The following is a 26,684-nucleotide window of genomic DNA, read 5'->3' as shown; positions in this document are numbered from 1 at the left end:
CGAAAAATCGGCGTCCCGAGATCGGTCGTCGCGGCGTCCTATAGCTCCGGCACGTCCGACGGCATGTCGAAGTCGTGGTAGTACTCGCCCTTCTCCTCAGAGAGGATGTCGAGGACGGCGGCGGCGCCGTCGCCGGCCGCGATGACCGCCTGCCACTTCTCCGGTCGGGCCATCGCGCCGGTCGCGTACACGTTCTCGACGGTGGTCTCCATGTCGAGGTTCACGTCGACGACCTCCTCGTCGGTGAACTCGCAGCCGAGGTCCTCGGCGAGGCTCCGGTCGCCGCCCGTCGCGAGGACGACGTACGTCGCGGCGTACTCGTCGTCGGCCGTCCGCACGACGAACCCGTCGTCGGTCTCCTCGACGGCGGTCACTTCGTCCTCATGCAGCGTCGCGCCGCGGTCGCGGGCCTGGCCGCGGGAGATCTCGAGGAACTCGTCGCCGCTGAGACTGCGAACGGCGGGGTAGTTGAAGAGGTGCGCTTTGTGCATCCACGACTCGTCCGTGTCGAAGACGATCGTCTCGAGGTCGTTCTTCGCTGCGTACAGTGCGGCGCTCAGGCCGGCGGGACCGCCGCCGACGATAGCTACGTCTGCCATATTCGATGAGATTCACCGCTCGAAGAAGTATTTTACCATTTGGTAAAACTGGTCGGGACTCGCGACTCAGAGGACGAACGGACCGCGCTGGCGGATCGATTCGCCGTGTGGACGGCCCGAGACGGCGACGACGCGGAGCGTCTCCTCGCTCCGGAGTTCGACGTCACGAGCGTCGGTGACCGGGAGCACGTCGCCCTCGGCGAACGCCGCCCCGTCGACCGTTCCCTCGCCGGCGACGCCGTAGAGGAATCCCGACCAGCCGTCGGGAACGGACCACGTCCACGCGTCGGCGACGGAGACGTCCAGGTACTCCATCGGCGTGCGGAGATCGATGGGCGAGCCGTCGCCGACGACCGTCGTGATCGTCGCGCCGTCGCGCTCCTCGGTCGGGAGGTCGTCGGCCGTCGCGTCCTCGTAGTCCGGCTCGGTCTCCTTCTCGTCTCGCGGAAGGTTCACCCAGAGCTGGAGGCCGCTACAGCCCCCTCCGTCTGCGGGAAATTCGGAGTGACGAATCCCCGAACCCGCCGTGATCCGCATCGCGTCGTTCTCGTACGCGGTGTTCGTAACGCCGAGCGAGTCCTCGTGTTCCATCCCGCCCTCGAGCATGTAGGAGACGATCTCGAACCCGCGGTGGGGATGCATCGGAAATCCCTCGTCGGGATCGATATAGAAGCGCTCGAACAACACGAACGGGTCCAGATTGGTCGGATAGCTGTTCGTCGGAAACGCGCGGTTCGAATTCACGCCCGTCCCGTGTCGCACGGTTTCACCGGAAACCGGACCGTCGGGAGTCCCGCGGGACTCGGATGAGACCATGCTCTCTCTTCGTTTACCGTCCGGTAAAACCTGTCGGAGAAGGCGCTGCGCTGCGATCGCGATTCGAAGATGAAAGCAGCGTTCTCGCTCGAGGCGCCGACCCTAGGCGTCGCACTCCTCGAGCCACGAGCCGGCCCAGCACTCGATCTCGTCGAAGACCGGCTCGAGGGACTCGCCCTTGTCGGTGAGGCTGTAGTAGGTCGCGATCGGGGCGTCCTCCTCGAGGCGGCGTTCGACGAATCCCATCTCGCCTAAGTCGTCGAGCACGCGCGAGAGGGTGCGGGCGTTCGCGCCGGTCGAGCGCTTGAGTTCGTTGAAGCGCTGCTCGCCGGACAGGAGTTCGTGGAGGACCGCCAGCCGCCACTGGGAGCCGATCTGCTCGAGGGAAGCGATAACGGGGCAGGCATCGTCGTTTCGCTCGCGGGGTTCCGTCTGGGGCGATGACATTCGACTCGACCTACGACGCGAACCGTTTTAGCAGTTCGGATGCGAACCAGCTAACACGACACCAGTAGCTTCGGTACTGCGATCACAGAACGCGAATGACGGTCCGAAGCATCCGCACCAGCGGTGAGAAACGGTAACGCCCGAGTCGGGATCCGAAGCCGCGCGTTCGGAGAGTTCATCCGCGCGGACGAACGGCTGGTTCGAACTCGAGTCCCGTAGTGGGGGTCGGTGAACGAGTCGGCGGTGACTCATCAGTAACCGGACATGCGAACTGAGCGTAGCTGGTCCGGCCGATAGTGATCGCGTCTCTCGAACGGATTGTCTCCCCCAACTACTGAAGCGCCGTTCGAAAAATATAATTTTATAAATATATTTTATCTGATTACATATAAATGAATGCTACTGTGATAGCCGCCATCAAAACAATAGAATGATAATAATTCGGTAATGGCCGACACAGAACTCGATGAATATGCCGTAAAACCACGTCTCCCAGTATCTATCTACTTATAACCGATACTATTGTCTCATCAGTTAGTTACCAGTACCAAAATATGAATGAAAGTTGATATTGCAACCTCGAGATTTTTTTAAGTAGGTATTAGAATATCGCTAGTGGTTTCACACCTCCGAGAACGCGTCTGGTATATCGCGACGGGGCTAGCGCTATTCGGAGTCGTCAGTGTGGGGGTCGAGTGGTTGCCGAGCGAAGAGGGATTCCTGTTTATCGGCGCGATCGCGCTCGTCGTCCTGTCCCTTCTCTCCGTCGACGTGCGAATTCGGGAAGACGAGATGGAGCCGTTGGGCGGTACCCCCGTCTTCGTCGTCGGACTAGTGGTACTGCTCGTCGCAGGGGTAGTCGGCTCCAATTTCGCACCTCCACGCGTCTCGACGGAGTTACGGGCCGTCGCATTGGCCACGAGTCTTCAAGCGCTGCTGCTCATTTTGGACGTTCGTCCGCCGGACACGACCCAACAGACGTGGCGGCTGCCGCTTCTAGGCCACGGAGCGATGCTTACGGGATCCGCACTGGTGCTCGATTGGCTCGGTCCCTTCGACCCGGGAGTTGCGTTAGTCGTCTACTCCACGGGATTCGCGTCCCTCATCCTCCACGCGTTTTGGATGCGGCAACTCGCGGATGACGTCCCGGCCGACTCGGATACGATGACCCCTTGGGAAGCGGCACTGCTGCTGATACTCCTGTGCGGATTATTTAGCGTCGCCGTAGTGGGTTTCACCGTTCCGTCCGATGAAGTGATTCAGTCTCCGACTGGTGAGGGGCTGGCGGTGACGGTGACGGGCGCGACCGTCGTACTGAGTCTCGCCGTTCTCTCGCTCCCTCCGTCGCCACCGAATATCGTCGAGTCGTTCACCGGGACGTTCGCTACTGTGCTCCAGCACGGAGCAACCGTCATTATGCTGTTGAACGTCCTGATGCTCGCGATTATCCTCCTGTCCACGTGGGCGTTCTACGTGGTTATCGGGATGTTCCTCGTTTGGATCGCTATCGCTGCGATGATCGAATACTCGCAGGTCGTTCACGCACATCGCCGGAAAGGGCGGGACGGGGACTCACCACCGCCGTTGGAGGATAACGCATCCGTGACGATAATCGTCGTCGCAGCGTTCGAAGCGAACGTTCTGCCGGAGAGCCTCTCTCACAATATCGAAGCGCTCGGGCGACGCGTTCCGTTCGTCATCGTTCCGGCGGCGAAGTCCGACGACGGTACCGTCGAAATCGCACGGGAGTTCGCGGACGAGCGCGATCACGTCCGCGTGGTCGAGGGTACGTCCGGATCCAAAGCTGGCGATTTGAATCAAGCGTGGGAGCACATCGACACGGAATACGCGTTCATCTTGGACGCTGACGAACGAATCGAGTCCGAGACCGTTGCACGAGGGTTACAGACGCTCCGTGAACGTCCGGAGGTAGGTATGGTACAGGGTCGGAAAGCAGCGACCCATCCAGACGCTGACGCCTTTTCACGGTTTGTGAGTATCGAGCGACAGCACAGTACGTGGGTTGACCACCCGTTCGTTGATGACGTGTTCGGGGCCGGTCATTTCGGGGGATCTATAGCGATGTTTCGGCGTGAAGTTCCACCGGAAGCAGGTGGATGGGATCCCGACGCATTGACGGAAGACATCGATTTCACGCTCCGCATGTATACTGAGACCGATTGGATCGTCGAATACGACTCCGAGATGGTGGGGTGGGAATATCACCCCGCAACCCTTCACGCCCTGGTGCGCCAACGCATCCGCTGGGCACGGGGTTGGGCCCAAGCGGCAGTACGCCACTTCGGAGACATTCTGGAGTCGCGCCGGAAGTTGGGATTCAAACGGACACTCGGAATCGAATGGCTGTTGTTCACGTCTGTGAGCGCCCCATTGTCCACGATGTTCCCGGTAATCATGATCCTGTGGTATCTGGGACTCGCTCCCCCATTCCCGACGTACGTAGCGATTATCCTCGCGGTAGTCCTCCTTCCCGCACGAGCCGTCTCGTTCGGGTACGCGGCCCTTCGCGATCCGAAGATCCCGCTCCCTTCAACGCCGAAACGGGTGGTGCAGGTCATCGGATACGCCTACCTGTGGATCGTGTTCGGCTGGTTCATCCAGCTTCACGCGTTGTATCTCCAGTTCTCAGGAGCCCCACGGTTGTGGTATGTGACGGAGAAAACGGACACGGGCGCGACAGCGTAACTACCTCACTGCCACTCATCGCGAGGTCTACACGAGTGTCCGGCTACCGAACACGCACTGTGATTCCTCGCGACCGAACGGATCAGTCAGTCGGCCCGCGCTTCGGTCCCGTCCGCCTCGAGCAATTCCTCGAGTCGCTCGAGCGCGCGCAGACAGACGGGCGCGTAGCCGGTCGCGGTCGGGGGAAGTTCGAAGGCGATCCGACAGCGGTTCGCGCCGAGGTCGTCGACGCGGTGGCCGGCGCCCGGCAGCCCGAGGACGCGCCAGCTCCAGCGCCGTTCCGCGGGGACGTACGCCGTGACGCGAAACGGGACCCACGCGCCGGGGACCCGAAGCCGGCCGCTCGTGTCCAACCGGATCCGACGCTCGGTCGCCTCGACGCCGTTGACGATGGGCGACCACTCCGGCCACCGGGCGGTGTCGACGAGCAGCTCCCACGCCTCGTCCGGGGCCGCGTCGACGACGTGCGAGACCTCGAGCCGCCGGCCGTCGGGCGTTCGCGTCCGTCGGAGACGAGTCATCGTACGCGTCGCTACGGCGGCCTCGCCAATGGGGTTTGCCCGGGACATTCAGGGGCCACTAGACTTTACTGAGGTGGCTCCCTCCCTCGGGTAACGAATGGCGATACTCGAAGTCGACTCCCTCCGCAAAGCGTACGGCGGCTTCACGGCCGTCGAAGGCAGCTCTTTTTCGGTCGAGCGCGGCGAGGTGTTCGGCGTCGTCGGCCCCAACGGCGCGGGCAAGACGACGACGCTGAAGATGCTCGCCGGCCTCATCGAACCGACCGCCGGTACCGCCGTCGTCGCCGGCCACACCCCCGGCGAACCCGCGATGCAGCGTCGACTGGGCTTTCTCCCCGAGGAATCGCCCCTCTACGAGGAGATGACCGCGAACGGCTACCTCGAGTTCTTTGCAGACCTCTACGACGTCCCCGCCGAGGCCGCCCGCGACCGGATCGATCGCACCCTCGAGCGACTCGATCTGGAGCACCGCGACCGACGGCTCGGCAACATGTCGAAGGGGATGAAACGCAAGGTCGCGATCGCGCGGGCGCTGGTCAACGACCCCGACGTGCTCATCTTCGACGAGCCCGCGTCGGGACTCGATCCGCTCACGACGAACTACATCATCGAGTTCACGCGCGAACTGAGCGACGAGGGGAAGACGATCGTCTTCAGCGCGCACAACCTCTTTCACGTCGAGAGCGTCTGCGACCGGATCGTCATCATGAACGACGGTCGGATCGTCGCCCGCGGGACCGTCGACGAGATCCGCGACGCCCACGGCGGCACCGAGTATCACGTCTACGCGACCGTCGACGCCGACGGCGATCCGGTCGCGGGCGAACCGACCGACGGCGATCGCGAGAGTGACGACGCGGAGACCGCGTTCCGCCACGTCGTCGACGACATGGCCGCCGTCGAGGCCGTCCGCGAGACCGTCGAGGGGGCGGGCGGGCGCGTGACCGACATCCAGACGAAGACGCCCAGCTTAGAGGAGATCTTCCTCGAGGTCGCCAGCGAACCGGCCGGGGACGGCGACGCCGCGAGCGGTCGTCCCGACCGGCGAACCGAAACGGACGCCGCGGAGCGGACGGACGACGAAACTCAGCGATCGGACGAGCGAGAGTCGACCGAGGACGCGGCGGAGGCGGAGCCGTGAGCGACGAGCCCGACGACGATCCGGATCGGCGCTCGCGGCGTCGCCGACTCCGCGGAACGCTGGCGCGGACGGCGCGGATCTCCCGCTGGGAGATTTCCCGGAGCGCGGGCACCGTCGATCGGAAGGCGGTGCTCGTGCTGGCGGCGCTGGTGCTCGTCGTCGGCGTCGTCGGCCTTTCGGCCGCCGGCGAGGGACTCGGCCTCGAGGACGAGATCTACGTCGTCGCGGTCGACGAGGACAGTCGGTACCACGACGTCGCCGTCGAGAGCGAGGCGTTCAGACCCATCTCCCTCGACGAGCTCGTGATCGAGAACGGCGACGACGCCAACGCCGACGTGGTACTGACGCGGAACGGCGAGATCGTCCACTACGGCCCTCACGGGGAGGCCGCCCACGACGCGTTCATCGATGCGATCGATTCGTACAACGAGGATCGCTTGCGCCGGGAGGACAACGAGACGGCGGCCTACCCGGTCCACGTCGAACTCGACTACCAGGAGCGCGATTTCGACGGATCGACCGAGGGCGACGGGAGCGACGGGGCGTCGACTGACGGCTCGGACGACGGGACCGGAACCGGAACGACTGACGGGTCCGGTAGCGAGGGCTCGAACGGTAACGGCTCTGACGGGGAGGGCTCGAGCGGCGACGGTTCCAGTAGCGACGGCGATTCCAGCGGGGACACCGACGGCGGCGGGCAGAGCGATGCGGCCGATAACGGCGGAGACGGTCGACTGCAGGTGCCGAACATCGGCGGCGCCAACGGCGCAGTCGACGGGACGTCCGGACCGCCGGGATCGATCTCGCCGCCGTTTCCCTTCCAGTCGCTCCTGTTGGCGTTCCTCTTCGTCGTCCCGATGAACTTCGTCATTCAGGCCTACGGGAGCACGATCATGGACGAGCGGGTCAAACGCCGCGGCGAACTACTGTTGGTCTCGCCGTCCTCGAGACGCGAGATCGTCGCCGGAAAGACGCTGCCGTACCTGCTGGGGCTGATCGCCGTCGCGGTCGGGATCACCGTCGCGGTCCGCGGCGGTCCCCTCTCGGTCGCCGCGGCGATTCCGATCGCGCTGCTGTTCCTCGCGGCGACGTTCGCCGGCGCGATGCTCGCCCGCTCGTACAAGGAGCTCACCTTCGTGACGGTCACGATCAGCGTCTTCCTGACGACGTACACGTTTATCCCGGCGGTGTTCACCGACGTGAACCCGATCGCGCTGATCTCGCCGCTGACGCTGATCGTGACGGATCTGCAGGGCGAGTCGGTCACGCTCGGGGAGTACGTCTTCTCGACCGCGCCGTTCTACTGCGGCGCCGCGGTCTGTTTCCTGCTCGGAATCGGCGTCTACCGCGAGGAGGACATGTTCGCCCAGAAGGCGCTCCCGGCGAAGGTGCTCGACGCGATCGCGAGCCGACTGCACGGCTACCGGAGCGTCGCCGTTCTGACGATCCTGTTCATCCCCTTCGTCTTCGCCGGCCAGTTGCTCGTCGTCGCCCTCCTGTTCGCCGTCGCCGAACAGTATCCCGTCGTCGCCACGGTTTCCATCGTCGTCCTCGCGGCGGCAATCGAGGAGGTCGCGAAGAGCGTCCACGTCTACGCCGGCTTCGTCCGCTCGCGGTTCGAGGCCTCTCCGCGCGTCGCCGCCGTCCTCGGCGTCTGCTCCGGCGCCGGCTTCTTCGTCGGCGAGAAGCTCACGCACGTCGTCCAGTTCGTCGGCCTCCCCGAGCTGACCGTCGGCGCCGCCGCGTTCGGTCCCGACCCCTCGGGCGGCCCGCTCGTGCTCGCAGCAGTCTTCCTCGCGCCGCTGGTCTTGCACGTCGCGACGGCGATGATATCGGCGATCGGCGCGAGCCGCGGACCGAACGCGTACTCGGTGGGGTTCCTGCTCGCGACGCTCGTTCACGCGGGCTACAACCTGGGGGTGATCGCCCTTGTCGCGTGATCGCTCGAGCGACGAGTCGACGCCGATTCGACGCGGACCGAATCCGCCGAAACCGGCCGACGACGCTGATTCCCGATTCGGACTGCCGTTCGGCCCGCGCTGGGCCCTCGCCCGCCGCGAACTCGGCTCGCTCCGCTCCGAGAAGACGATCGTGCTCGCGCTGGCGATCCAGCTCGTTATCGCGGCCTTCTCCTCGTTTCTGGTCGTCGGGCTCGTCTCGCTGTACGATCCGGGCTCCGTCGACGGCTACGGCAACCGGGTCGCCATCACCGGTGCAAACGAGGCGGACGTCGAGCGACTCAGCAGTCTCGCCGGCGAACAGGACGGGCTCGAGCCGACGATCGCTCAGTCCAGGGCCGACGCGCTCTCGGCCTTCGACGAGGGGCAGGTCGCGGCCGTCCTCGAGGTGAGCAGAACCGCGGACGGACGATTGGTCGTCGACGCGACCGTTCCCGACGGGGGGCTGGAGACGACCCTGCTGATCAGCCAGCTCCAGGAGCTGCTCGAGACCCTCGAGCACGAGGAGCGACTCGCCAACGCCGACGCCTTGGAGGCGCCGCCGCTCGATGTCCCCGATGAGGTCGGGGCGAGTCCGTACCTCGAGTTCACCTACACGATCCTCGTCCCGCTGTTGCTGTTCCTGCCGGTGTTCATCAGCGGCTCGATCGTCGTCGATTCGCTGATCGAGGAGCGCTCCCGGGGGACGCTGGAGTTGCTCCGAGTCAGTCCGCTCTCGCTCGTGGACGTGGCCGACGCGAAGCTCCTGACGATCGCCGCGCTGGCGCCGATTCAGGCGGTCGCCTGGCTCGCCCTGCTCGCGGCCAACGGGACCGCGATCGCCGCGCCGACGGCGTTGGTCGTCCTGGTCGCGGCGCTGGCGCTCGCCGTCACCGCGGCGGGGGCCGGCATCGCGCTCGTCGCCCCCGACAGGCGACAGGCGCAACTGGCCTACTCCGGCGGGATCGTCGGCGCGCTGGTCCTGGCCACGCTGCTCCCCGAGCACCCGGCCAACACCGTCGCCAAGTTCGCCATCGGCAGCGCCACGGCGACGACGTGGCTGTCGCTCGCGACCTACTGTCTGCTCGCGGTCGGCGGCTACCTCGGAGTCAGGACCGGTATCGAGCGGCTCAACAGCGACTCCCTGTAACGGCCGGAATACTCCTTTTCAGCGCTCTATGACGGCCGTATCGACCGGTCGTCGATCGTTCAGCAGGGCGATAGCGTGCGGTGGCGCGCGCTGTCTCGCGATGAGCGGAGCGAAGCGCGAGACGATATCGTGCGAGGGATGAGCGAGTGACTGGCGCGGAACCGGAGGTTCCGCGTACCGTGCGAACGGACGCTTCGCGTCCGTGAGCAGACGGAGGGAACGAGCGAATCGGCTGGGGAGGGAGTGGCGATTCCCGTTGCCACGATAGTAGTGTGAACGCTATCCCTTCAATAGCGGACTCATCGTGCTCAAGCGCCGCCGTTGCATGTCGTTCGGGTCGAAGTGAGACCCGACGTTCGGCGCGATCGCACTACAAAACAACGAGTGTCTCATCTCTCGCTCGAGACGACAGTCGGTTCGCATAGCGGTTGCCCCGGCACGTACTGTTTTTTCGACGGCGTCCGTCCCACCGGTATGGAGTACACGACGCTCGGTTCGACCGGCATGGAAGTCAGTCGCCTCTGTCTGGGGTGTATGAGCTTCGGCTCGAGCGACTGGCGCGAGTGGGTCCTCGAAGACGAGGAGAGTAAAGCGATCATCGAGCGGGCGATCGACCTCGGGATCAACTTCTTCGACACCGCGAACATGTACTCACGAGGCGAGTCCGAACGGATTCTGGGCGAGGCCCTCGAGGGCCACCGGGAGGAGTCGGTCGTCGCGACGAAGGGCTACTTCCAGATGCGCGACGACGACCCGAACTCGGGCGGACTCTCCCGGAAGGCGATCGAGCAGGAACTCGAGGCGAGCCGCGAACGGCTGGGGATGGACACGATCGATCTCTACCAGATCCACCGCTGGGACGACGCCACGCCGATCGAGACGACCCTGCGGGCGCTCGACGACGCGGTTCGACGGGGGCACGTCCGGTACGTCGGCGCCTCGTCGATGTGGGCCCACCAGTTCGCCGAGTCGCTGCAGACGAGCGACCGGCTGGGGCTCGAGCGGTTCGTCACGATGCAGAACCACTACAACCTCGTCTACCGCGAGGAAGAGCGGGAGATGTTACCCCTCTGCGAGAAGGAGGACGTCGGCGTCGTCCCGTGGTCGCCGCTGGCGCGGGGTTACCTCACGCGCCCGCACGAGGAGATCGACGCGACGACCCGCGGCGAGACGGAGGAACACCTGTACGACCACCCCTACCGCGAGGGCGGCGGGCGGGAGATCAACGAGCGCGTCGCCGAGATCGCCGCCGACAAGGGCGCGACGATGGCCCAGATCTCGCTGGCGTGGCTGCTGCACAAGGACTGGGTCGACGCCCCGATCGTCGGGACGACCAGCGTCGAACACCTAGAGCAGGCCGTCGAGGCGCTCGAGATCTCGCTGTCGGCGTCGGATATGGCCTACCTCGAGGAGCCCTACGAGCCGGTGCCGGTGTCGGGCCACAGCTGAGTTCTCGAGCGAGACGTCGATCGGAGTTTGACTCAGTGCGGCTTGATCGTATCGGCCGTCAGATGCGGTACTCCTTGACGTCGATCACAGCAGTACAGGCGGAAGCCCATCCCTTTAGGATTGGAGGGAGCTCGTAAATTCTATGTTACAGACCACCGATACCAGTAGAGCCGACTCCCGAAATAATCGTTTCATATATAAACGGCTAGTCCATATGTGAATACGTCATGGAGGTGCAACGTGCCGTTCGGGTCAAACTCGACGTGCCCGACGAGCGACGAGACCACCTCCACCAGACCATCGAGCAATTCAATACTGCCGTCAATTATAGCATCGAGAACGGTCGCAACGACGACGGCTACCTCATCACTGCGAAGACGAACATCCACGATAAAGTCTACCACGATCTCCGTGACGTGACTGCCCTTCCCGCAAACCTCTGTGTTCGCGCCTATTCGAAGGCAGTTGAAATGATGAAATCCACGGTCGCCGACTGGAAGAAGGGCAACAGTCGTCCAGTCCCGACGTTCGACCAGCCCACCGTCGTCTACGATAAACGCACCCTGACGATCAACGAGAGGAGCGCGACCCTCTCAACTGTCGAGTCCCGCGTCGAGGTCGACTTCGACATTGGTGAATATCAGGCCGACTACCTCGATGACGACGACTACGAGAAACGAATGGGGACGCTCCACTACGACGAACAAGAGGACGACTTCTACCTCCACATCGTCATTCAGAAAGAAGTCGAGGAGCGTGAGGGCGACCGCGTTCTCGGCGTTGACCTGAATCTGAAGAACGTCGCCGTGACCAGCACGGGGTCGTTCTACGACGGCGGTGAATTACTGTGGGGGCAGAACCACTACTTCCGCGTGCGTCGGAGCCTCCAAGACAAAGGCACTCGCTCCGCGAAGCAGGCGTTAGCGCGACTGTCGGGGCGAGAAAACCGCTTCGTCTTGGATCGCCTGCATACCATTTCTCGACGCATTGTGGAAGAAGCCCGCCACTACGACTGCTCGCACATCGCCGTCGAAGACTTGACCCACATCCGCGAGCGGATGGACGCCTCCGACGACCAACTGAAACGCCAGATGCACCAATGGGCGTTCCGCGAGTTACAGGAGATGATTCAGTGGAAAGCCACCGAGTACGGGATTCGCGTCGAGAGCGTGAACCCCGCGTTCTCCTCGCAGACCTGCTCGAAGTGCGGCCATCAATCAAGCACGAACCGGAATTCGGATGGGTGGTTCGAGTGCAACGAGTGCGGATACGAGGGAGACGGCGACTACAACGCTTCCAAGAACATCGGGAAGCGACTACTCTCTTTACCCGAGGGCAAACGCCCCTCGGGGTTGGGCGACGGTCATCTCGCCCTCAAGAGCGGGACAGTGACCCTGAACGGCGATTACACCGCCTACGACACCGTGTCGGCAGAAGGGGAGTCCCACGCTCAAGCCCACGGCTTTAGCCGTGGGTAGATGACGGAATTTCCGCGATGACCTCGCGCAGTTCATCCTCGGTCCGCCACTCGTAGAGCCGTCCCTCGGACTCGAACAACTCGAAGACGCCGTCCTCCATCCAGCCGTACGGGTGGTCCTCGTCGGCGTCGGGGTACGCCCGCTTCAGGACGTGGGTCTTCTCGAAGTACTCCTCGGTGCCCGCGAGCAGCCCCTGTTCGACGAGGAAGCCGCTGGGCTCTTTCTCGGCGACGCCGACGACGTGGCTCACGAGGTCCGCGATCAGGCAGAACTTCGCGATGCCGTTCTCCCAGTCGCCGCGGACGTCGCTCATGAGGAACGCGTAGGCGTCGTCGCGCCGGTTGAGGCGGTCGACGACGAGATCCAGCCGGCCCATCGGTCCGGGATCGTAGTTCCCGAGGACGAAATACGAGCGCTCGGTCTCGTAGATCGGCGTCAGATCGCTCAGCGCGCGGAGCAGTTCCTCGTTGTCCGCGAGCGAGCGGTCCTCGGCCTCGAGTCGCTCCGTCGCGCTCGTGAGCACTGCCTCGGGAACTGGCGGCGACTCGTCGGTCATACCCCACGGTTCAAAGGAGACGACAATAGGGTTTGCTCCACGGTTTCCGTTTCCGAAACGCGGCCGGCCACTAGAGATTACCCGTGGGTAAATTACCCCAGAGTAGTTTACTCCAGGGTAAACTACTTGGTGGAGGGATCCGTAGGGCCTCGCATGAGTACCGACGTGGGCGCGGCCGACGGGGCAGCGGGGCGCGAACTCCTTCACTTCGTCACCCAGGAGACCCGGTTCGCGATCGTCGCCAACATCCTGCAACACCCCGAGGGGCTGCCCTCGATGTACGAACTCGAGGAGCTGAACCCCAGCGTCAGCGACGCGACCGTCTACAAACACGTCCAGAAGCTGATCGACGCCGGGATCGTCGAGGAGGTCGCGCTGCCCGACGACGAGCGCCGGCAGGGTTACCCCTGGAAGTTCTACGGTCTGACCGACGAGGGCCGAGCGTTCCTCGAGCGACACAACCTGCTGCAGGCCGAGGAGACGCTCGAGCGGATCTACGGAACGATTTCCGATAAATCCGAGAAGATGGTCACGTACGAGAACGCGCCGCGACCCGACCGAAACTGAGTCCCGACTCGAGTCGCTTCTTTCGCTATCCCTCGGCCGACGCCTCTGCCAACGCGGTCTCCAGCGCGTCGATCTGCTCGGGGAGTCGGTCTCTGTACTCTTCGGCGCGCTCGCGCCCCCGCTCGGCGAACCCCTCGTAGACGTCCGGATCGTCGAGTTTCTCGAGCGTTTCGACCCAGGCGTCCGGATCGGTGAACTCGTCGACGAGCAGGCCCGCGCCGCCGCAGGCCTCCGGCAGTCCGCCGTGGTGGCTCGCGACGACCGGAATCCGGTTCCACATCGCCTCGAGGACGACGCGGCCGAACGCCTCCGCCCAGACGGACGGCACCAGCAGCACGCCCGTCTTCGCGTAGACGTCCAGAATCCCCGGCTCGCTCGTGAACGCGACGTTCTCGAGGTCGTCGAAGGAGACGTCGGTCGGGCCTTGCTCTACGATCTCCGCCTCGGGAACGTCGGGTGGGGCGCCGTGGAACGTGCTGCCCTGAATGTGGAGGGCCTCGGCGTCCCAGCTGAAGTCGTCGTTTCGGAAACTGTACCAGCCGCCCTTCGCCAGGAAGTCCCGGTCGGGGAACCGCTCGGCGACCGCCCGGAAGGTGTGCCCGCCCTTCATGTCGATCGGATTGATCATCGAGATCCGATCCGACGGTCCCTCCGGCGCGGTGTAAAAGTCGAAGTCGATGTGCGGATAGACGAGCGTCGAGTCGCGCCCCCAGACGCTCGTGATCCACTGCTGGGTGTACCGCGAGTTCGCGACGAACCGCGTCGGCGAGAGTTCGGCGACGACCTCGTCCGTCGCGTGGGTCGTCGTCAACGAGAGCACGGTCGGGACGTCGTGCTCCTCGGCCGCCTCGAGCGCGATGTCCGCCCAGAGGTCCTGCACGAGCGCGACATCGTACGCCGAACCCGCTAGCTGTGCCGCGATCTCGTCCCGCGGCTCGAAGCCGGACAGTTCCGTGATCTCGATGCCGTCCTCGACGCGCGAGGCGTCCGATTCGCCGCGGCAGATGACGTCGATCTCGACGCCTCGCTGGCGGAGTTCGTCGATCCACTTGTCGGCCGTGTTCGCCGCGCCGCCGATCGAACTGATCGGATTCGACGCGCTGATGTATACTACCTTCATGGTGACGGAAGGTGAATTAAATAGCGGACGAGAATAGCAGTTTCTCTCAGCACTTCGGCAGTTTATATCCCCTCCGGAATGATCGCCGCCGGTGGGCCCGTCAGCTCATGAACAGCCGCCGGCCCGCGCGCTCGTGGCGCATCCCCATGATCTCGGCCAGCGGCGCGAACGAAACCATCGCCGCCGGCTCGTCGTCGACGTGGCGCTCACAGACCGCGGCGATCACCGACTCGAGGTCCGCGAGCACCGACTGGATCTCCGTATGGCCGAACCGACCGAGCCGCTGGGCCGCGCCCAGCAACCCCGTCACGAACGAGTGGGCGTGGGCCAGGCAGGCCTCGCGTCGCGAGAGCCCCCGCGCCTGCGCGACGACGCCGAACGCGACCGGGTAGTGGCCCGGCGTCTCGTCGGCCGCGACGGCGTCGGCGAAGGCCGTCTCGAGGTCGGTTCCGTCGGCATCGCTTCCGTCGGAACTCTCGGCGTCGACATCGTCGGTATCGGTCTCGGCCAGTAGCTCACAGAGCTTCGCCCCGGCCTTCGTCGAACTCTCGCGGAACTCTCGAGGCATCGTCACCGCGTGGAGTCGCTCGTCGACCGCCAGCAGCGCCTCGAGCTCCCCCGCCGCGCTCGCCGCGTGGGCGTTGGCCAGCGCGACGGTCTCGCAGGGGCCGACCACGCGGCGAAGGTAGGCCGCGATCAGCGCCCGCAGGTCGTCGCCGTCCTCGATCCGGTCCTCGTTTATGTACTGCTCGAGGCCGTAGGAGGCCGTGTACCCGCCGACCGGCAGGAACGAGTCCGAGAGCCGAAGGGCCGAGAGGAACGCGCTCGAGTCCGGTGTTCCGTCTGAGTTCGCGTTCGGGTCCGATGGTTCCGGATCCGTATTCCAGTCAGTGGTCATGGTCGTGTTCGTGGGAGTGGTCGCGGCTGTGGTCGGCGTGTTCGTGGCCGCGTCCGTCGTGCCCGTGAGCGTGCTCGCCGCGTTCGTGGGAGTGGCCGTGATCGCGATCCCCCTGATGACTGTGCTCGTGATCGACGTCGTGAGCGCCGGCGTCGTCGATATCCGTCACGAACAGGTCCGCATCGACGGTCGTCTCCCGGACCTCCGAGCCCGGGACGATATCGGCGACGACGCGCTCGACGATGTGGCGGTCGGCCTCGAGCGGGACGTAGGCGACGCCGTCCTCGACCGCCAGATCCCAGTGCTGGTTGCCGATGCGGTGGCCGAGTTCGACCGCGGCCGCGAGCGCCTCGTCGGTCGCGTCGGGCAGCGAGACGGCCAGCGCGTCCCGCGGTTCGAAGGCGACGACGATCATCCGGTCGTCCTCGACCAGCAGCACGTCGCCGGCCGAGACCGCGGCCTTGTCGACGATAACGCCGACGTCCGTCCCGGCGTCGGTCGTCGCGCGGAACCGCGAGCGCCGGCGGTCGTCCGCGTCGATGACGACGCGCTCGAGGGTCCCGCGCTCGTCGTGTGCCGCCCGTAACGCGGCCAGTTCGTCGTCGGCGTGGACGTTGCCGACGACGCCGTCGATGCGCTCCATCAGTATCGCCGGTCGGCGGGTGCGCCGACCCCCAGTAGCTGCCGTCTGGTTTCGTCCCACGCGGCCCGCAGCGTCTCGGTCACGTCGGCCTCGCGGTCGCCGAGAATGCGGACGATCGCGCCGGCCTCGTGCGGGAGCGTGGAGACGCCCGCTTCGGTATCGTCGTGGTTCGAGAGCCGATCGTGGATCCCCTCGATTAGCGACTCGAGGGTGACCGGTTCCTCGTCGGTCTCCGAATCGACCGTCTCTGGTGTCTCCGCCGCTCCCGCTATCTCGGCGCTCGAGGCGGGCGCGAAGACGTACAGCGACCCGACGACGCCGTGCTCGCCGACGCTGGCGGGGTCGCGCGGATCGCGCTCGTCCGGCCGCAGGTCGACGGCGTCGGCACAGACCAGTCGGCCGTCGCGTTCGGCCTCGACGCGCGCGTGGTAGTGATCGAATCCGAACGGCTCGTGGTCGGTCAGGCCGTCCGGGACGAGCACGTCCGCGACGACGACGCAGGCGTCGTCGGCGAGGTCGACGTCGATCGTCTGGAGACAGCGCGCGTCCTCGTTGACGATCGTCGGACCCGGCATATACTCGAGGTAGCTCCCCGACTGCGCCCGGAGCGAGGCGTCGAGGTGGGCGTAGTTGGCGTCCATGCTGTGGACCTTCGTCGCGCTCTGCGTCGTCACGTGTGCGCGCGCCCCCTCGCGGGTCTCGATCCGCAGCCGGTGTCGGTCGCCCTGCGCCACGCCGCCGGTGGGCTCCTGCGCGACGAGGGTCGTCAGTCCCGGCGCCGGATCGGTCTCGAGGGTACCGGTCAGATGGTAGGGTACCTTCACGCGGTCGCGGATCATCCGGGTCGGGCCGTCGCCCCGCCGGGCGAACGTCGCCTCGAGCAGGCCGTTCTTGCCCGGGCCGGCGGCGGGGGCCTGTGCGAGCGGTTCGTCTGCGTAGCCCTCGAAAGCCGGCGGGAGTCGCCCCCCGTCGTCACCGTCGGTCGCCGCGTCCGAGCGCTCCGCGCTCACGCGAACAGCACCTCCCGCTCGACGTGCTCGAGCACCGCGTCGATCCCCTCACCGTCCTTGCAGTTGGTGAAGACGAACGGATCGTCGCCCCGAACCGCGTCGGCATCGTCCTCGATCACGTTCAGGTCGGCGTCGACGTGGGGCGCGAGGTCGGTCTTGTTGACGACCAGCAGGTCGGCCTGCGTGACGCCGGGCCCGCGCTTGCGCGGGATGTCTTCGCCCTCCGCGACGCTAATGACGAACAGGAAGTAGTCGGCCAGTTCGGGGTTGAAGGTGGCGGCGAGGTTGTCGCCGCCGCTCTCGATCAGGACGACGTCCAGTTCGGGATGGCGCTCGGTGAACTCGTCGACGGCCGCGAGGTTCATCGAGGGGTCCTCGCGGATGCCGGTGTGCGGACAGGCGCCCGTTTCGACCCCCTCGACGAGGTCCGCGGGCAGCAGGTCGGCGAACGACTCCCGGAAGACGTCGGCGTCCTCCTGAGTCATGATGTCGTTGGCGATGACGCCGACCTTGTAGTCGCGCTCGACCAGTTCCGGCACGAGTCGCTTGACCAGCGCCGTCTTCCCGGAGCCGACGGGGCCGCCGAGACCGACCTTGGCGACGTCTCGGTACCCCATTATTCGACCTCCCCCTCGAGGTCCTCGTCCGGACTCGGATCGACCGTCTCGAGTTGCTCGGGGCCGTCGGCCCGGATCGGGTCGTGGATCGTCACGAGCTTGGTGCCGTCGGGGAAGACGGGTTCGATCTGGATCATGTCGACCATCTCGGGGACGCCCTCCATCACGTCCTCGCGGGTGAGCAGCTGGGTCGCCTCCGAACGGATCTGCGAGACGGACTTGCCCTCGCGGGCGGCCTCGCAGGCCCAGTCGGAGATGTAGGCGACCGTCTCCGGGTGGTTGAGCTTCACGCCGCGGTCCTTGCGTCGCCGGGCGAGTTCCGCGGCCATGAACACCGTGAGCCGCTCCATCTCCTTCGGCGAGAGGTTCATTCCCATCGGCTCACCTCCGTCGGGGGACTCGAGGCTGGTTCCGTCGGCGATACCGTCGTCGCGGGCGTCGTGGCTGTCGTGTCGGAGATCATATTAGAGCAGGTAGCGCTGTGCGAGCGGGATTTCCGCGGCCGGGTCGCAGGTGACGTGTTCGCCGTCCACTTCGACCTCGAACGTCTGGGCGTCGATTTCGATGTCGTCCGGGCAGTGGTCGTTGTGGACCATGTCGGACTTGCGGACCTCACGCGTGCCCGTGACGGGTCGAACGGGCGTTTGCAGGTCGTAGGCGTCGCCGACCTCGTTCTCGGAGGCGGCCTCGCTGACGAACGTCACCGAGAGGCCGTGTTTCGCCCGACCCTGGGCGCCGGCGCGCTCGCGGCCGATCACCGGTTCGCAGGTCATCAGCGAGCCGTTGGCCTCGCCCATCTGGGACCAGACCGGGAACCCGCCCTTGATGACCGCCTTCGGCTTGACGCCGAAGAAGGCCGGATCCCACAGCGCGATATCGGCGAGTTTCCCGGGCTCGAGCGAGCCGACGTAGTCGTCGATCCCCGCCGTAATCGCGGGGTTGATCGTGTACTTGGCGACGTAGCGCTCGATGCGGGCGTTGTCCGCGTCGGTGCCCTCGTCGGCCTCGAGCGGGCCGCGCTGGGCCTTCATCTTGTGGGCGGTCTGCCACGTGCGGCTGATGACCTCCGCCATGCGTCCCATCGCCTGGGAGTCCGAGGTCATCATCGAGATGGCGCCGGTGTCGTGGAGCACGTCCTCCGCGCCGAGCGTCTCCGCACGGATGCGCGACTCGGCGAAGGCGACGTCCTCGGGGATGTCCGGATCGAGATGGTGACAGACCATCACCATGTCCAGGTGCTCGTCGAACGTGTTCTCGGTGTAGGGCATCGACGGGTTCGTCGACGACGGCAGCATGTGCTCGTGGCCGATGAGTTCGAGGACGTCCGGCGCGTGGCCGCCGCCCGCGCCCTCGATGTGGAAGGTGTGGATCGCGCGACCGTCGATGGCCTCGAAGGTGTCCTCGACGAAGCCCGACTCGTTGAGCGTGTCCGTGTGGATACAGACCTGCACGTCCTCCTCGTCGGCGACCTCGAGGCAGGTGTCGATCGCGGCGGGGGTCGAGCCCCAGTCCTCGTGGAGCTTCATGCCGCAGGCGCCGGCCTCGATCTGCTCGACCAGCGACTCGGGCCGGCTGCTGTTGCCCTTCGCGTAGAAGCCGACGTTGACCGGCCAGTCCTCGGCGGCCTGCAGGAACCGCTGGATGTTGCGGGGACCGGGCGTACAGGTCGTCGCACCGCCGCCGAAGCCGCCGCCGAGCATCGTCGTGACGCCCGAGCCGAGGGCGTGCTCGACCAACTGCGGGCTGTTGAAGTGGACGTGGATGTCCAGGGCGCCGGGCGTCGCGATCAACCCGTCGGCGGGGATGGTGTCGGTGCTCGGACCGATCACCATGTCGACGCCGTCCATGGTGTCGGGATTGCCGGCTTTCCCGACGCCGACGATCTCCCCGTCGCGGACGCCGATGTCGCCCTTACAGACCCCCAGCACGGGGTCGATGATCACGACGTTCGTGAAGGCCCAGTCGAGCGTCCCTTCGGCCTGGGTCGTGCCCGACTGCATCCCCATCCCGTCGCGCATCGTCTTGCCGCCACCGAAGACGGCCTCCTCGCCGGGAACGCCGTAGTCGGTCTCGATCTCCGCGAAGAGGTTCGTATCGCCGAGCCGGAGTCGGTCGCCCTCGGTCGCACCGAACAGTTCCGTGTACTCCTCGCGGGGGAGGTCGCGACTCATTCGTCGCCCTCCGTCGCGTCGCCGTCGGTCGTCTCCGAGATGTAGCCTCGCTCTCGAGCGCGCTCTAGGGCCCGCGCTTCGATCTCGTCGTCGTCGAGGTCGCCCTCGACCAGCCCGCCCATCCCGTAGACGGTGCGGTCGCCGCCGATGGCGACGAGATCGACCTCGCGCTCGCAGCCGGGTTCGAACCGGATCGCGGTTCCCGCCGGAATGTCGAGTCGCATCCCGTAGGCGGTTTCACGATCGAACGCGAGCCCGGGGTTGACCTCGAAGAAGTGAAAGTGCGAACCGACCTGTACGGGCCGGTCGCCGGTGTTCTCGACGGTCACCGTCGCGGTCTCGCGACCCTCGTTGATCCGTACCGGTTCCTCGGCCGGGCGCAGCTCGCCCGGAACGAATCCGCTCATCGGCCGATCACGCCGGCCGTCATGCCGCCAGATGGACGAAAACGATAGTTCATCACGGCGCGAGATAGGCGGACGAACGACGTAAATAGCTTCGGGAACAACAATACTTGCCCATCTGATTCCGATATTCTACCACGATAGGCTAACTCCTCCTTTCCCCAAATATTCACTCATAAAGGATATATTAGGATTGGGCGTTCGTTTGCCACTTCGTTCGCCGACCGGCCCGACTCCCGCCGTCAGCGCCGGCTACCGCGCGCGATCCGTTCCGCCGCCTGCGATATCGGGGTGCGGTCGCTATCGGTGCGGATCACCGCCCTCGAGTCCCGAACGGCCGATCGAACCGGCTCACGCGGCGACGTTCGCCCGGATTCGGCGAATTTGACAACCCGACAGAATAATACGGTGACTGGAGCCCCGGTACAACACCATCGTCCTAGAACGGTCTCGTCGATCACAGATGGACGACACGGCGCCGTGGATCGAATCTACTGACCATTCATCGAATACGATCGCTATCGACTTCGGTTCGTCAACCGAATCTCGAGTCGGACCCGTTCGTTCGATCTCCTCTCGAACGTGAACGTTCGATAAATCAGGTCGTAGAAGCCGAGGAGCGGGAGCGTACCGACAGTTAGGCGGAATACTACTAGTCAGTGAAAAGTACCGGTCCTATCGGATTTTCGTCGAATTACGGACGCTAGCGGCTTCCTACGGTCGATCGAGTATAATTTGACGATCGTCGAGATAGGGACGATCGGGTCGCGACGGCGATATCCAGCCTATTCGCCGAACGTTTGCAGCTATATTCGGACCGAACCGGATATTCGTCTGGAATACTAGGGGATACTGTCCCATTGCGGACGTTTAGCCAGTTCCAAATACCACCATAGCGATTGTACACCCTTGAGATAACCCTTTTATACCTGGTCTATTTTCAAGCATTCAGTGATATGATCGGACAATCGTGGCCTATCAGTCGAGATATGTTCGGGAAGGGAGAAGGAATGCCACCGACGGTCGACGGGGGACAACTGAGATGAGCGCGCCGACTGATCCGACGGGTGCGACCGGCGCCGGTGATCGCGCGTGACCGGCCGTCGGTGCTCCCGACGCGACGTCCTCGCCGGGGGCTCCGCGAGCGTCCTCGCCGGACTCGCCGGCTGCGTCGCGGAGGGCGGCGTCGTCGGCCTCGGCGACGACTCGAGCGGCCCGACGGTCGGCATCCTCGAGGATCGCTCCGGAACGTTCGCGCTGACGGGGACGGCCAAGTACCGCACGACGAAACTGGCCATCGAGGAGATCAACCGCGACGGCGGAATCCTCGGGGAGGAGGTCGACGTCTTCGCCCCCGACCCGCAGTCGGACAACATGCGCTATCAGGACCTCACCCGGTACGCGATCTACCGGGAGGACGTCGACGTCATGTGGGCCGGCTACTCGAGCGCGACCCGAGAGGCGATCCGGCCGATCGTCAACGAACACGAACAGCTGTACTTCTATACGACCCAGTACGAGGGCGGTGTCTGCGATAAGACCGTCTTCCCGCTGGGCGCGACGGCCCGCCAGCAGCTCGGTGCGGTCGTCCCCTACATGATCGAGGAGTACGGCGACGAGATCTACACGATCGCCGCCGACTACAACTTCGGGCAGCTGTCGGGCGACTGGGTGAAGATCATCGCCGAGGAACACGGCGCCGAGGTCGTCGGCGAGGAGTACATTCCGCTGGACGAGTCGCAGTTCGGCTCGACGATCAACGACATTCAGGCGGCCGACCCCGACTTCGTGATGTCGATGCTCGTCGGCCAGGACCACTCCTCGTTCTACGAGCAGCGGCTGGCCAGCGGGCTCACGAACATCCCGATCGGCACGTCGACGAACATGGCCCAGGAGCGCGAACACCTGCGGATCGATCCGCCCGCGCTGAAGGACGTCTACGCCGGCGTCAGCTACATGGAGGAGCTGCCGACCGAGCGCAACGAGGCGTTCGTCGAGCGCTACTACGACCGCTGGGACGACGCCGAGTACATCAACCAGGAGGCCCAGAACAACTACTTCTCGGTCTACCTGTACAAGGAGGCGGTCGAACGCGCGGGGACGTTCGATCAGGAGGCAGTGATCGAGGAACTCGAGAGCGGAATCGAAGTCGAAGCGCCGGAGGGCGACGTGACGCTCGATCCGGCGACCCACCACGTCGAACACAACATGCGAGTCGCACACGCCGATGAGAACCACGAGATCACGTTCGATGACGAGCGGACGATCGAACCGTCGTTCCTGCACGACGTCGGCTGTGATCTCACGAGCGAAGCCGAACAGACCCAGTACGAACCGGCCGAATACTACGAGGAGGTCTGACCATGGCGGCACCGGAACTCCTGAACCTCGGCTTCGAGTTCGTCGAGATCTTCGCCTTCATCGTCCTCGCGACGGTGGGATTGGCGGTGATCTTCGGCATGATGGGGATCATCAACCTCGCCCACGGCGAGTTCATCCTCGTCGGCGCCTACGCGACCGCCTTCGCCGTCGCCGCGGGACTGCCGCTGGCGGTCGCGATGGCCGTCGGCGTCGTCGTGACGGCCATCTTCGGGCTCGTCCTCGAGCGGTTGATCATCCGTCGGCTCTACGGCCGACTGCTCGATTCGATGGTCGTCACGTGGGGGATCAGCCTCGTGATGATTCAGCTCACCCGGATCGCCTTCGGCAACACCGCGCCCGGCGTTGGCATCCCGTTCGGGCAGCTCCCGGTCGTCGACGGCCCCGTCTACTACCTCGTACTCGCGGTCGTCGCGGTCGGCGTGCTCGCCGGGCTGTACGCGCTGTTCATGTGGACGGACTTCGGCGTCCGCGCACGCGCGACGATGCAAGACGAGGAGACCGCCCGCAGCATGGGCGTCGACACCGACCGGATGTACATGGCGACGTTCGCCATCGGCTCCGGGCTGGCCGGCCTGGCCGGCGCGCTGTACGCGCCCGTGATGACCGTCACGCCCGAGTACGGGACCAGCTTCCTCGTCGAGTCGTTCGTCGCCGTCGTCGTCGGCGGCGCCTCGGTCCTCGTCGGCACGGTGCTGGCCAGTGGCTTCCTCGGTGCGGTCAACGCCGCGGTCACGAACCTCGCCGGGACCTTCATGGGACAGGTCGCGATGCTGGTCGCCGCCATCGTCGCCATCCGCCTCTTGCCCGACGGGATCACCGGCCTGCTCGAGGACCTCCGCGAGCGAGGAGGTGAGAGCGAATGAGCGTCGACTCGAGCGACGGACCCCTGGCCGGGCTCCGTCGGCCGTTCGAGGGGCCGAACACGATGGGCAACACGCCGGGGTTCTGGCTCGGCTTCGCCGTCGCCGTGGCCGTCCTCGCGGCGCTGCCGGTCCTCTTCGGCTACTACGCCGCCGAGATCGGCGCCGTGTTCCTCGCCTACGCCCTGCTCGGGGTGAGCCTCGCGTTCATCTGGGGCTACTGCGGCATCCTCAGCTTCGGGCAGGTGGCCTTCTTCGGCGTCGCCGGCTACGCGTTCGGCGTCGTCGCGATCAACGTGCCGACGCCGGCCGGCGCGACGCTTGGCCTGCTGGCGGGCGTCGCCGCCTCGACGGCCTTCGCCGCCGCGCTGGGCTACTTCATGTTCTACGGCGGCGTCCGGGACGTCTACGTGACGATCATGACGCTGGTCGTCGCCCTGGTCCTCTACACGTTCATGGGCCAGACCGCCGGCGGCGAGTGGGCGATCGGCGACGCCCGCCTCGGCGGCTTCAACGGCATGAGCGGCGTCCCCGACCTCGCCGTCGGGATCGGCTCGACCGGTTTCGAGGTCGGGATCGTCGCCCACTACTACGTGACGCTGGGCGCGCTCGTGGCGACCTACCTCGGACTGCGCGCGCTGGTCAACAGCCAGTTCGGGTACGCGATGGTCGCGACTCGCGAGGACGAGAGCCGGACCGAGATGTTCGGCTATAACACGACGTTCATCAAGTTCGCCGTCTTCACGCTCGGCGGCGCGATCGCCGGCCTCAGCGGCGTCCTGTTCACGACGCAGAACAACTACATCGATCCGAGCGTGTTCGGCATCACCGCCGCCGCCCTGCCGGTCGTCTGGGCCAGCGTCGGCGGTCGGACCTCGCTGATCGGCACCGTCGGCGCCGCGCTCGCGATCCAGTTCGTCGACTACCAGCTCGCATTGTCGGGCAGTGAGTGGGCACTGGTGATCATCGGCTCGCTGCTGGTGTTCGTCGTCCTCGTGATGCCCGAGGGGGTCGCGCCGCGGCTCCGCGACGCGATCGTCGACTACCGCTCGTCCGAGCCGACGCCGGCGGATACCCCGGCCGGGACCGAGGAGGTGAGCGACTGATGGGCGCTAGCGACCCGACCGTCATGACGACGCAGGCCGTCGACGAGACCGGTGAGGGTTCCTCGCGGATCCTGCAGATGCGGGACCTGCGCAAGGAGTTCGGCGGGCTCACCGCGACCGACGACGTCGACTTCGCCGTAGAGGAGGGGGAACTGCGCTGTCTCATCGGTCCCAACGGCGCGGGGAAGAGCACCTTCCTCAACCTGTTGACGGGCCAGCTCGAGCCCACCGCCGGGGAGATCTACTACGACGGCCACGAGATCACCGAGCTGCCGTCCCACGAGCGGGTCAACCGCGGCATCAGCATGAAGTTCCAGGTTCCGAGCATCTACGAGGGGCTGACCGTCGCGGGGAACCTGCGGATTCCGCTCCAGCAGGTCGCCGACAGCGACGAGTTCGAGGAACGAACGACCGAGATCCTCGACCGGTTCGATCTGCTCGCCGAGCGCGGGACCGTCGCGTCCGACCTCTCGCACGGCCAACAGCAGCGACTCGAGATCGGGATGGCGATGGCGCTCGAGCCGAAACTGATGTTGCTGGACGAACCCGTCGCCGGGCTCTCGGTCGAGGAGACCGCGGAGATCGCCGACCTCCTGCGGGAGATTTCGGACGACGACGGCGTCGCGTTGATCGTCATCGAACACGACATCGACTTCGTCGAATCGATCGCGGATCGCGTCACCGTCCTCGATCAGGGCTCGATCTTCAGGGAGGGCTCCATCGAGGCGGTCACGAGCGATCCCGAAGTCAAGCGGATCTACCTCGGAGAGGACGACTAATGCTCGATATCACCAATCTATCCGCGTCATACGGCAAGACACCGATCCTCCGCGGCGTCGACGTCAGCGTCGACGAGGGAGAGATCGTCGGTATCATGGGGAAAAACGGCGTCGGCAAGACGACGCTAATCAAGGCCGTCATGGGTCTGCTCGAGGCCGACGAGGGCCGGATCGAGTTCGACGGCGAGGACGTCACCGACGAACCGGCCGACGTCCGCGCCCGTCGCGGGATGGGCTACATTCCGCAGGGCCGGGACGTCTTCCCCGAGTTGACCGTCGAGGAGAACCTGCGGATGGGCGAGACGATCAACGCGGGCGACGACCGGTTGCAGTACGAGGCCGTCTACGATTACTTCCCGATCCTCGAGGAACGGCGCGGTCAGGAGGCGGGGACGATGAGCGGCGGCCAACAGCAGATGCTCGCTATCGGTCGCGCGCTGATCGGCAACCCCGACCTCCTGCTGCTGGACGAACCCTCTGAGGGCGTCCAGCCCTCGATCGTCCAGGACATCACGCGAGACCTGCGGAGCGTCAACGAGGAACTCGGGACGACGATCTGCTTCGTCGAACAGAACCTCCACGTCGTCCAGAACCTCGCGGAACGCTGCTACGCCATCGACAAGGGGGAGATCGTCGACGAGCTCGGTCGCGACCGCCTCCAGTCGCGGGACGCGGTGACGGAGTATCTGGCGGTGTGATCTGCGGGCTCGAGGACCGACGAGGGGAGCCGCCGATTCGAGGACCGACCGACTAGGAGAACCGCGAGGCGATGTCCGCTTCGGTGATGATCCCGACCGTCTCGCCGGCCTCGGTGATCATCACGGCCTTGTAGTGCTCGAGCAGGTTGCTGATCTCGTCTAACGTCGCGTCCTTCGACACCGTCGGAAAGCTCTCGCTCATGTGCTCCTCGACGGGTTCGTCGCGGGCCTCCGAATCGAGGTGGACGAGGTCGCTCTGGCTGATCGAGCCCACCGGAATGCCGTCCTGAATGACGGCGAGCTGGGAGTAGGCTTCCTCCTCCATTTTCCGAGCGGCCTCTTTGACGGCGTCGTCGGGAGAAACGTTGACGACGGCCTCGTTCATCAGGTCCTCGGCGCGGACGACGTCGCTCTCGGCCTTCTCGAGGGCGTTGACGATGCGCCGCAGCGTCGAGAGCCGCGGGTCGACGTCCCCGCCCTCGATCCGGGCGATCAGGGGCTGTGAGACGTCGGCCGTCTCCGCGAGTTCGCTCTGGGTCAGCCCGAGTTCGGTACGGCGCTGGCGCAGATCCGCGGGCGTCGGTAGTTCCATACGGATCAATAACTGCGGGTTATCAAAAATACTTTGG

Annotated in this window: 26 protein-coding genes; 12 read left to right on the top strand and 14 right to left on the bottom strand. The window is 65.4% G+C overall.

The window, feature by feature from the left end; genetic code table 11:
• Window positions 1-38: 38 nt before the first annotated feature.
• From WD430_RS18735 to WD430_RS18725, 3 genes are all read right to left on the bottom strand, one after another.
• On the bottom strand, window positions 39-599 hold the full coding sequence (locus WD430_RS18735) for an FAD-dependent oxidoreductase (protein WP_339103937.1): 561 nt from the start codon (window positions 597-599) through the stop codon (window positions 39-41).
• 66 nt (window positions 600-665) lie between these two features.
• Window positions 666-1,415: a pirin family protein gene (locus WD430_RS18730; protein ID WP_339103936.1), complete on the bottom strand. Its 750-nt coding sequence runs from the start codon at window positions 1,413-1,415 to the stop codon at window positions 666-668.
• A gap of 102 nt (window positions 1,416-1,517) precedes the next feature.
• On the bottom strand, window positions 1,518-1,862 hold the full coding sequence (locus WD430_RS18725) for a helix-turn-helix domain-containing protein (protein ID WP_339103935.1): 345 nt from the start codon (window positions 1,860-1,862) through the stop codon (window positions 1,518-1,520).
• Window positions 1,863-2,477: 615 nt separating this feature from the next.
• Here WD430_RS18725 and WD430_RS18720 point away from each other — a divergent pair.
• Window positions 2,478-4,568 (top strand): glycosyltransferase family 2 protein, encoded by a 2,091-nt coding sequence (locus tag WD430_RS18720; RefSeq protein WP_339103934.1) that lies wholly within the window; start codon window positions 2,478-2,480, stop codon window positions 4,566-4,568.
• 86 nt (window positions 4,569-4,654) lie between these two features.
• Here WD430_RS18720 and WD430_RS18715 read toward each other — a convergent pair whose 3' ends face one another.
• Window positions 4,655-5,089, bottom strand: coding sequence for an SRPBCC family protein (locus tag WD430_RS18715; RefSeq protein WP_339103933.1), 435 nt, complete (start codon window positions 5,087-5,089; stop codon window positions 4,655-4,657).
• 97 nt (window positions 5,090-5,186) lie between these two features.
• Here WD430_RS18715 and WD430_RS18710 point away from each other — a divergent pair, with 97 nt between their 5' ends.
• The 5 genes from WD430_RS18710 (at window position 5,187) to WD430_RS18690 (ending at window position 12,244) form a co-directional block, all read left to right on the top strand.
• Window positions 5,187-6,230 carry an ATP-binding cassette domain-containing protein gene (locus WD430_RS18710; RefSeq protein WP_339103932.1) on the top strand — a complete coding sequence of 348 codons (1,044 nt, stop codon included), beginning with the start codon at window positions 5,187-5,189 and terminating at the stop codon, window positions 6,228-6,230.
• Window positions 6,227-8,170: a PrsW family intramembrane metalloprotease gene (locus WD430_RS18705; RefSeq protein ID WP_339103931.1), complete on the top strand. Its 1,944-nt coding sequence runs from the start codon at window positions 6,227-6,229 to the stop codon at window positions 8,168-8,170. Before WD430_RS18710 ends, WD430_RS18705 begins: the two co-directional genes overlap by 4 nt.
• Window positions 8,160-9,317 carry an ABC transporter permease gene (locus WD430_RS18700; RefSeq protein WP_339103930.1) on the top strand — a complete coding sequence of 386 codons (1,158 nt, stop codon included), beginning with the start codon at window positions 8,160-8,162 and terminating at the stop codon, window positions 9,315-9,317. The genes WD430_RS18705 and WD430_RS18700 overlap by 11 nt, the downstream gene beginning before the upstream one ends.
• A 474-nt stretch (window positions 9,318-9,791) precedes the next feature.
• Window positions 9,792-10,766: an aldo/keto reductase gene (locus WD430_RS18695; RefSeq protein ID WP_339103929.1), complete on the top strand. Its 975-nt coding sequence runs from the start codon at window positions 9,792-9,794 to the stop codon at window positions 10,764-10,766.
• Window positions 10,767-11,029: 263 nt separating this feature from the next.
• A complete protein-coding gene (locus WD430_RS18690; RefSeq protein WP_339103928.1) occupies window positions 11,030-12,244 on the top strand; it encodes a transposase in 1,215 nt (404 codons plus the stop codon).
• Here the strand turns inward: WD430_RS18690 and WD430_RS18685 are convergent.
• Window positions 12,231-12,800, bottom strand: a complete 570-nt coding sequence (locus WD430_RS18685) for a hypothetical protein (RefSeq protein WP_339103927.1) — start codon at window positions 12,798-12,800, stop codon at window positions 12,231-12,233. The genes WD430_RS18690 and WD430_RS18685 overlap by 14 nt on opposite strands.
• Window positions 12,801-12,953: 153 nt before the next feature.
• Between WD430_RS18685 and WD430_RS18680 the strand changes: the two genes are divergently transcribed.
• Window positions 12,954-13,367 carry a MarR family winged helix-turn-helix transcriptional regulator gene (locus WD430_RS18680; protein WP_339103926.1) on the top strand — a complete coding sequence of 138 codons (414 nt, stop codon included), beginning with the start codon at window positions 12,954-12,956 and terminating at the stop codon, window positions 13,365-13,367.
• Window positions 13,368-13,392: 25 nt separating this feature from the next.
• On the opposite strand, the gene WD430_RS18675 is transcribed toward WD430_RS18680, so the two are convergent.
• The 8 genes from WD430_RS18675 to WD430_RS18640 all read right to left on the bottom strand — a co-directional run bounded on the left by WD430_RS18675 (window position 13,393) and on the right by WD430_RS18640 (window position 20,233).
• A complete protein-coding gene (locus WD430_RS18675) occupies window positions 13,393-14,487 on the bottom strand; it encodes a glycosyltransferase family 4 protein (protein WP_339103925.1) in 1,095 nt (364 codons plus the stop codon).
• A 100-nt stretch (window positions 14,488-14,587) separates the two neighbouring features.
• The gene (locus tag WD430_RS18670; protein ID WP_339103924.1) at window positions 14,588-15,385 is read right to left on the bottom strand and encodes an urease accessory protein UreF; all 798 of its coding nucleotides are present in this window, start codon (window positions 15,383-15,385) and stop codon (window positions 14,588-14,590) included.
• Window positions 15,375-16,028: an urease accessory protein UreE gene (gene ureE, locus WD430_RS18665; protein WP_339103923.1), complete on the bottom strand. Its 654-nt coding sequence runs from the start codon at window positions 16,026-16,028 to the stop codon at window positions 15,375-15,377. Before ureE ends, WD430_RS18670 begins: the two co-directional genes overlap by 11 nt.
• Window positions 16,028-17,038, bottom strand: coding sequence for an urease accessory protein UreD (locus tag WD430_RS18660; protein WP_339103922.1), 1,011 nt, complete (start codon window positions 17,036-17,038; stop codon window positions 16,028-16,030). The genes ureE and WD430_RS18660 overlap by 1 nt, the downstream gene beginning before the upstream one ends.
• Window positions 17,035-17,655, bottom strand: coding sequence for an urease accessory protein UreG (ureG, locus tag WD430_RS18655; RefSeq protein ID WP_339103921.1), 621 nt, complete (start codon window positions 17,653-17,655; stop codon window positions 17,035-17,037). Before ureG ends, WD430_RS18660 begins: the two co-directional genes overlap by 4 nt.
• A complete protein-coding gene (locus WD430_RS18650; RefSeq protein WP_339103920.1) occupies window positions 17,655-18,032 on the bottom strand; it encodes an urease subunit gamma in 378 nt (125 codons plus the stop codon). The genes ureG and WD430_RS18650 overlap by 1 nt, the downstream gene beginning before the upstream one ends.
• 87 nt (window positions 18,033-18,119) lie before the next feature.
• Window positions 18,120-19,826 (bottom strand): urease subunit alpha, encoded by a 1,707-nt coding sequence (gene ureC, locus WD430_RS18645; RefSeq protein ID WP_339103919.1) that lies wholly within the window; start codon window positions 19,824-19,826, stop codon window positions 18,120-18,122.
• The gene (locus WD430_RS18640) at window positions 19,823-20,233 is read right to left on the bottom strand and encodes an urease subunit beta (RefSeq protein ID WP_339103918.1); all 411 of its coding nucleotides are present in this window, start codon (window positions 20,231-20,233) and stop codon (window positions 19,823-19,825) included. The genes ureC and WD430_RS18640 overlap by 4 nt, the downstream gene beginning before the upstream one ends.
• A 1,089-nt stretch (window positions 20,234-21,322) precedes the next feature.
• On the opposite strand from WD430_RS18640, the gene WD430_RS18635 reads away from it, so the two are divergent.
• The 5 genes from WD430_RS18635 to WD430_RS18615 are packed head-to-tail and all read left to right on the top strand — an operon-like array spanning window position 21,323 to window position 26,055.
• Window positions 21,323-22,591, top strand: coding sequence for an urea ABC transporter substrate-binding protein (locus tag WD430_RS18635; protein WP_339103917.1), 1,269 nt, complete (start codon window positions 21,323-21,325; stop codon window positions 22,589-22,591).
• A 2-nt stretch (window positions 22,592-22,593) separates the two neighbouring features.
• Window positions 22,594-23,475 carry an urea ABC transporter, permease protein UrtB gene (urtB, locus tag WD430_RS18630; protein ID WP_339103916.1) on the top strand — a complete coding sequence of 294 codons (882 nt, stop codon included), beginning with the start codon at window positions 22,594-22,596 and terminating at the stop codon, window positions 23,473-23,475.
• On the top strand, window positions 23,472-24,578 hold the full coding sequence (locus WD430_RS18625) for an ABC transporter permease subunit (protein WP_339103915.1): 1,107 nt from the start codon (window positions 23,472-23,474) through the stop codon (window positions 24,576-24,578). The genes urtB and WD430_RS18625 overlap by 4 nt, the downstream gene beginning before the upstream one ends.
• Window positions 24,578-25,357, top strand: coding sequence for an ABC transporter ATP-binding protein (locus tag WD430_RS18620; protein WP_339103914.1), 780 nt, complete (start codon window positions 24,578-24,580; stop codon window positions 25,355-25,357). The genes WD430_RS18625 and WD430_RS18620 overlap by 1 nt, the downstream gene beginning before the upstream one ends.
• Window positions 25,357-26,055, top strand: coding sequence for an ABC transporter ATP-binding protein (locus WD430_RS18615; protein ID WP_339103913.1), 699 nt, complete (start codon window positions 25,357-25,359; stop codon window positions 26,053-26,055). Before WD430_RS18620 ends, WD430_RS18615 begins: the two co-directional genes overlap by 1 nt.
• Window positions 26,056-26,107: 52 nt before the next feature.
• Here WD430_RS18615 and WD430_RS18610 read toward each other — a convergent pair whose 3' ends face one another.
• Entirely contained in the window at window positions 26,108-26,647 is a 540-nt protein-coding gene (locus WD430_RS18610; RefSeq protein ID WP_339103912.1) for a CBS domain-containing protein, read from the bottom strand.
• Window positions 26,648-26,684 lie beyond the last annotated feature (37 nt).

Source organism: Haloterrigena sp. KLK7, from assembly GCF_037914945.1.
Classification (GTDB): Archaea; Halobacteriota; Halobacteria; order Halobacteriales; family Natrialbaceae; genus Haloterrigena; species Haloterrigena salinisoli.
Note: the sequence above shows the minus strand (reverse complement) of the source record. Positions and strands in the feature narration are given on the sequence as shown.